Origin of the sequence: Nocardia sp. NPDC060220 (assembly GCF_042727815.1) — a bacterium.
GTDB lineage: Bacteria > Actinomycetota > Actinomycetes > Mycobacteriales > Mycobacteriaceae > Nocardia.
Window position 1 is genome coordinate 1 of sequence record NZ_JBHWZY010000438.1, and the last position, 5,723, is coordinate 5,723.

The following is a 5,723-nucleotide window of genomic DNA, read 5'->3' on the forward strand; positions in this document are numbered from 1 at the left end:
GTTGAGCGAGCTGTACCAGGTCGAATTCGAACGGTTCATCGCCGCGAATGTCGACTCTCCGCTCGGGCTGCTGACGCCGGCGTTCGCGCGGTTGATCGCGTTGGGCGGATTCCGGCGCCTCGACAAGGCCATCGGATCGTTCCTGACCGATGAGCGGCTGCGCCGCGTCTTCACCTTCCAATCGCTCTACGCGGGCGTTTCGCCACAACGCGCGCTGGCGCTGTACGCGGTGATTTCCTACATGGACACCGTAGGTGGGGTCTCCTTTCCGCGCGGCGGCATGCGCGCACTACCCGACGCCCTGGCCGCCGCCGCTGTCGATGCCGGTGTGACGTTCTGTTACGGCGAGACAGTCAACGACCTGGAGCGGCGTGGATCCCGGATCACCGCGGTACTCACCGAGCGTGGCCGCCGAATCCCTTGCGACGCTGTCGTTCTGGCGACCGAACTTCCCACCGCCTACGAGCTGCTCGACCGCGTCCCGCGTCGGCCGAGCAGTTGGCGCCCGGCGCCGTCCGCGGTCGTCATGCACGTCGGTGTCCCCGAATCGGTGCCGACCGCCCATCACAACCTCGTCTTCGGCGCCGCGTGGGAGCAGACCTTCGACGAACTGATCGGTGCCGGAAAAGTGATGACCGACCCGTCGTTGCTGGTGACCCGCCCGACCGCGACCGACGCCACCCTGGCCCCACCCGGCCGCGACCTGTTCACTGTTCTCGCCCCGGTGCCCAACCTCTACCGCAGCGGTGACCTCGACTGGGATCGCCGTGCCACCGCCTACGGCGAGGAGCTGGCCGCGATAGTCGAGAACCGGTTGGTCCCGGGCTTCGTCAGCGACGCCCGGGTCGTGCATCTGGACACGCCCGCCGACTGGCAGCGGCAGGGCCTGCTGGCCGGAACCCCGTTCTCGCTCGCGCACACCTTCGCCCAAACCGGCCCCTTCCGCCCCGCGAACCTGCCGCGCGGTGTGAGCAATGCGGTGCTGGCCGGCTGCGGCACCGTACCCGGCGTGGGCGTACCGACGGCGCTGCTGTCGGGCCGCCTCGCCGCCGACCGCGTCACCGGCACGGTGTCCGCGTCGCGGGCTTCGACCTCGACCTCGATCGGAGGCGATCGACGATGATTCGCACGGAACTCGACGCGGCCGGTATCCGCGATGCTCGATTGCGCGAGGCGTACCAGCGCTGCCGGGAACTCAACGCGCGCCATGGCCGCACCTTCTTCCTCGCCACCCGGCTGCTTGCGCCCGCCCAGCGACCGGCGATCCACGCTCTCTACGGCTTCGCCCGGTGGGCCGACGACATCGTCGACGAACCGCTGACCGACGATGCAGCGGGCACTCCGGCGCAACGACTGGACGCGGTGACGAGGGACCTGCACGACAGCCTTTCCGGTGCCCCGGTCGACGACCCGATTTTCGCCGCGCTGGCCGATACCGTCGCCAGATACGAGATCGACCACGTCCTGTTCGACGAATTCCTCGACTCGATGCGCATGGATCTGACCGTCACCGACTACCCCGACCGGGCTGCGCTCGACCGCTATGTGCGCGGTTCGGCCGATGTGATCGGTTTGCAGGTACTGCCGGTGCTCGGCACCGTCGGCGAACGAGCCGATGCTGCCCCCTACGCGGCTGCGCTGGGAAAAGCGTTTCAGCTCACCAACTTCCTGCGCGACATCGCCGAGGACCTCGACCGCGGCCGGGTGTACCTACCGGCCGACGAGCTGGCTGCCCATGATGTGGACCGCACCAGGTTGCAGTGGTGTCGTTCTCGCCGACGCACCGACGCGAAGGTCCGGTCAGCGCTGGCCGAGCAACACGCGATCACGCGCGACTGGTATCGATACGCCGACAGTGGAATAGCGCAACTACACCCGGTGTCGCGACCCTGTGTAGCCACCGCGGCGGTGCTGTACTCGGAAATTCTCGACCGCATCGAGGAGAGCGAGTTCGCGGTGTTCACTGCGCGCGCCACCGTGGGCAACGCGCGCCGCACCCGCGTTGCCGGTTCGGCGTTGGCTCGTGCGCTGTGGGCGCGGCGAGGCAGCCGCGCTCGCGCACTGACGAACGCGGCAGGCTGATCGTCAGCTGGACGGCACCGCGCCGTCGGCGGGGTTGTGTTCGGCGGTGCCGGTGATGTTGCGGACCATGCCGCCGAACACGGCGTTGTGAAACGGCGTGATCGCTTTCCAGTAGAGGTGGCCGGCGAGACCGTGCGGCTGGAAGATGGCCCGCTGCCGATAGCGGGAGCCGCCGGTCGGGTCCGATTCCACACCCAGTTCGAGCCACGCCAGTCCCGGGAGCTGCATCTCGGCGCGCAGCCGCAGGAGATGGGGCCGGTCGATGTATTCGACACGCCACCAGTCCAAGGCTTCGCCCGAGTGCAGGTGGCGGGGGTTCTTGCGGCCGCGGCGTAACCCGACACCGCCGGTGACACGGTCGATCCAGCCGCGCAGTGACCAGGCGAGAGGGAAGGAGTACCAGCCGTTCTCGCCGCCGATGGCTTCGATCACCGCCCACACGGTTTCGGGGTCGGCGTCGGTGTGCTGCTCACGAAGGTCCTCGTAGAGTGAGCCGCCCGACCACGCGGGGTCGGTGGGCAGCGGATCCGAGGGTGCGCCGAATGTGCTGGCATCGGACCAGCGGGTGGGTACGTCGGCATGGCGAATACGGGTCAGCGCCAGTTCCACGGCTCGCGCGTAGCGGGTGAGACCTTCGGCGGGATCCGGGATGTGGGTGGCGATATCGTGCTCGCCGCACACGACTTCGTGCACGAGCGACTCGATGAGCGGCACGGCCAGCGCTCGTGGCACAGGGGTCACGAGGTTGACCCACTGCGCCGACAGCCACGGCGTGAGCACCGGAACCGGCAGCACCACACGACGAGTGAGCCCGGCTACCACAGCGTATTCGCGCATCATGGTCAAGTAGGTCATGACGTCGGGCCCGCCGATATCGAACGAGCGATTGACGTCGGCGGGCAACTCCGCGGCCTGCACCAGGTAGTAGAGGACGTCCCGAACGGCGATGGGCTGGATCCGGTTGTGCACCCATCGCGGGGTGATCATCGCGGGCAGGCGTTCGGACAGGTATCGCAGCATCTCGAAACTGGCCGAACCGGATCCGATGATCACCGCGGCGCGCAGTTCCGCTGTGGGAACGCCGGATTCGCGCAGAATTTCGCCGACCTCGGCGCGGGAGGCGAGATGGCGTGACAGCGTCGCGTGCTCGGGGATGATGCCGCCGAGATAGACGATGCGGCGGACACCGGCCGAGCTCGACGCGGCCGCGACGAGCCGCGCCGCCTCGCGATCGATGTCGGAGAAGTCGTCCCGGGCCAACGAGTGCACCAGGTAGTAGACGACCTCCTGGTCGGCGACGGCGGCGCGCACCTCGTCATCGTCGGTGACATCGCCACGGACGATCTCGACCTGATCCCGCCAGGGAACCTCTGCCAACTTCTCTGGGGTCCGGGCCACCACCCGGACCTGATGGCCGGCCTGGATCAGCTCTGGCACCAGACGTCCACCGATGTAGCCGGTCGCGCCGAACACCACACACCGCATGCTCATCACCCGTTCCCTGTGCTCGTCATCGGCATTGTTCGATGCATAAATGATTCATCATATCGGGATGGTGATCGTTGTGCGAGCTGTTGCCGTGCGCTGACCCGCGCGGACTATCCCCAGTCGCGTCGTGTCGCGGGCATCTCGGCGTTGCCTGTCGCTTCGGGCACCACGCCGAGGACCTGGTGAATCCCGAGTCCGCCGTCCTCGAAGCCCAGCGCGGAGGCAGCCATGTACAGCCGCCAGATTCGGGCTCGCCCATCGCCGACGAGCGAAACCGCCTGTGCCCACTCGTTTTCCAGATTCGCGACCCATTGGCGGAGGGTACGTTCGTAGTGCTCGCGCAGGGCTTCGACGTCACGGACCTCGAATCCGGCGCGTTGCATGGCGAGCACGACCTCGCCCACATCGACGAGTTCGCCGTCCGGGAAGACGTAGCGCCCGATGAAGGAACGATTGCGCATGACGGATCCGCCCGGCGAGGAGATGGCGTGGTTGAGCAGCCGTCCGCGCGGGTGCAGCAGTGCGCGCAGCGTGTCGAAGTATTCGGCGGCGCGTCCCGAGCCGACGTGTTCGAACATGCCGATCGAGGAGATGGCGTCGAACTGCTCGCCGCGCAGGTCCCGATAGTCGGCAAGCCTGATCTCGACACTGTCCGACAACCCCGCCTCGGCGACGCGTTTGCGGGCGAGCTCGACCTGAGCACTGCTGATGGTGACGCCGACGACCTGCGCGCCGTAGGTCGACGCCGCGTGGATCGCCATGGATCCCCAGCCGCAGCCCACGTCGAGCAGGCGCATACCCGACTGCTCGGCCAGACCCAATTTGCGGCAGATCAGGTCGTGTTTGGCTCGTTGGGCGGCCTCGAGCGAGCCGTCGTCGTCCGGCACGAACCGCGCGCAGGAGTAGGTCATGCTCGGTCCGAGCACCAGCCGGTAGAAGTCGTTGCTGACGTCGTAGTGATGACTGATCGCCGCCGCATCGCGCCGCTTGGTGTGCAGGGGTCCACGCTGCGGGCGGGCTTCCTCCGGCGGCGGTTCCAGGCGGCGACCGAGCGCTCCGAGCTGGCGCGCCGCGCCGATGGCCTGCCATGTCGCCCCGAGACCGAGGCGGGCATCGTTCGGCGCGGTCGACTGGAGTGCTCGCAGCATCGTGAAGATATCGCCGTCGAGATCCACCGCGCCCGAGACGAAAGCACGCGCCAAGCCGAGCTCACCCGGCGCCCAGACCAGGTGACGTAGCGCGTCCTCGGAGCGCACGCGCATCGTGCCGGGACTCTCCCCGTCGGGATGGATCGTGCTGCCGTCCCAGAACTCGAACCCCACCGCGGGGCGGGGGCCCAGCGTGGCTCGCAGCAGGGGTTGGAACGCGGTAGCGATCGTGGACTGGTTACCCATCCGACCACTATGGCCCGCCTCGCGCCGCCGCTGTGGCAACGACGCGGCGCCATCCGTCCCAGATCAGGGAACTCGGGTGAACAGCTCGTAGCTGTGGCCGTCGGGGCCGCGAACATAGACCCCGCGTCCACCTGCCAGGTGATTGACCTGCCGGTCCCATCCGTGTTCGGGCCCTGAGCCGTAGTCGACCGCAGGCCACGTAGCCAGCCGCCCCAGCACGGCGTCCAAGGTGTCGTCGTCGACCAGGAAGGCGTAGTGGCCGGGCTCGACGTGCCCACGGTCGTCGAAGTCGAACGTCAGATCGTCGTTGACCCGCACCGGCACGAAGGGCCCGCTGGGTGCTGAGACCGTCAGCCCCATCATCTCGGCGAAAAATGTTGCTGCGGAGCACTTGTCGGTCGCCGGAATGATCGTGTGATGGAGAACGATGGACATCGCCACCTCCTGAGTAGTGGACCCGGAAAGATCATTTGTATGCGATACGCATACAAATATACGTGCACATCGCATACAATGTCGAGGGTGGGCACACGCGACGGTAGAAACTCCCCATCCGCAGCCGGTCCTGCGGTGACCGAACCCCGCCATGCGGTCGAAGGAGGTCCGGCACTGTTTCGGCTGGTCCGTTTCTGGTCACGCCGCTGGAGCAACCAGGCATTCACCGGCTCCATCCCGGAGTCGGACGATGACCGGCGGCGTGTGCAGCACATCCAAGTCGTGGAAGCCGTCGCCGCCGCGCTTCGGACAGGCAGGGAAACC

At 67.6% G+C, this 5,723-nt stretch carries 5 protein-coding genes and 1 pseudogene; 3 read left to right on the forward strand and 3 right to left on the reverse strand.

Annotation, left to right across the window (positions count from 1 at the left end; all coding sequences use genetic code 11):
- A partial coding sequence (gene crtI, locus ACFWF3_RS21770; RefSeq protein ID WP_379315050.1) for a phytoene desaturase family protein occupies positions 1-1,123 on the forward strand: 1,123 nt, incomplete at its 5' end.
- Positions 1,120-2,082, forward strand: coding sequence for a phytoene/squalene synthase family protein (locus ACFWF3_RS21775; RefSeq protein WP_379315051.1), 963 nt, complete (start codon positions 1,120-1,122; stop codon positions 2,080-2,082). The genes crtI and ACFWF3_RS21775, both read left to right, overlap by 4 nt.
- Positions 2,083-2,085: 3 nt before the next feature.
- On the opposite strand, the gene ACFWF3_RS21780 is transcribed toward ACFWF3_RS21775, so the two are convergent.
- The 3 genes from ACFWF3_RS21780 to ACFWF3_RS21790 all read right to left on the reverse strand — a co-directional run bounded on the left by ACFWF3_RS21780 (position 2,086) and on the right by ACFWF3_RS21790 (position 5,399).
- Positions 2,086-3,573, reverse strand: a complete 1,488-nt coding sequence (locus ACFWF3_RS21780; protein WP_379315052.1) for an SDR family oxidoreductase — start codon at positions 3,571-3,573, stop codon at positions 2,086-2,088.
- A gap of 107 nt (positions 3,574-3,680) precedes the next feature.
- Entirely contained in the window at positions 3,681-4,964 is a 1,284-nt protein-coding gene (locus ACFWF3_RS21785; protein WP_379315053.1) for a class I SAM-dependent methyltransferase, read from the reverse strand.
- Positions 4,965-5,027: 63 nt separating this feature from the next.
- Complete coding sequence (locus ACFWF3_RS21790) at positions 5,028-5,399, reverse strand: VOC family protein (RefSeq protein ID WP_379315054.1); 372 nt, start codon at positions 5,397-5,399, stop codon at positions 5,028-5,030.
- 135 nt (positions 5,400-5,534) lie between these two features.
- Between ACFWF3_RS21790 and ACFWF3_RS21795 the strand changes: the two are divergent.
- Positions 5,535-5,723 (forward strand): annotated as a pseudogene (locus ACFWF3_RS21795) (hypothetical protein); the annotation flags it as partial.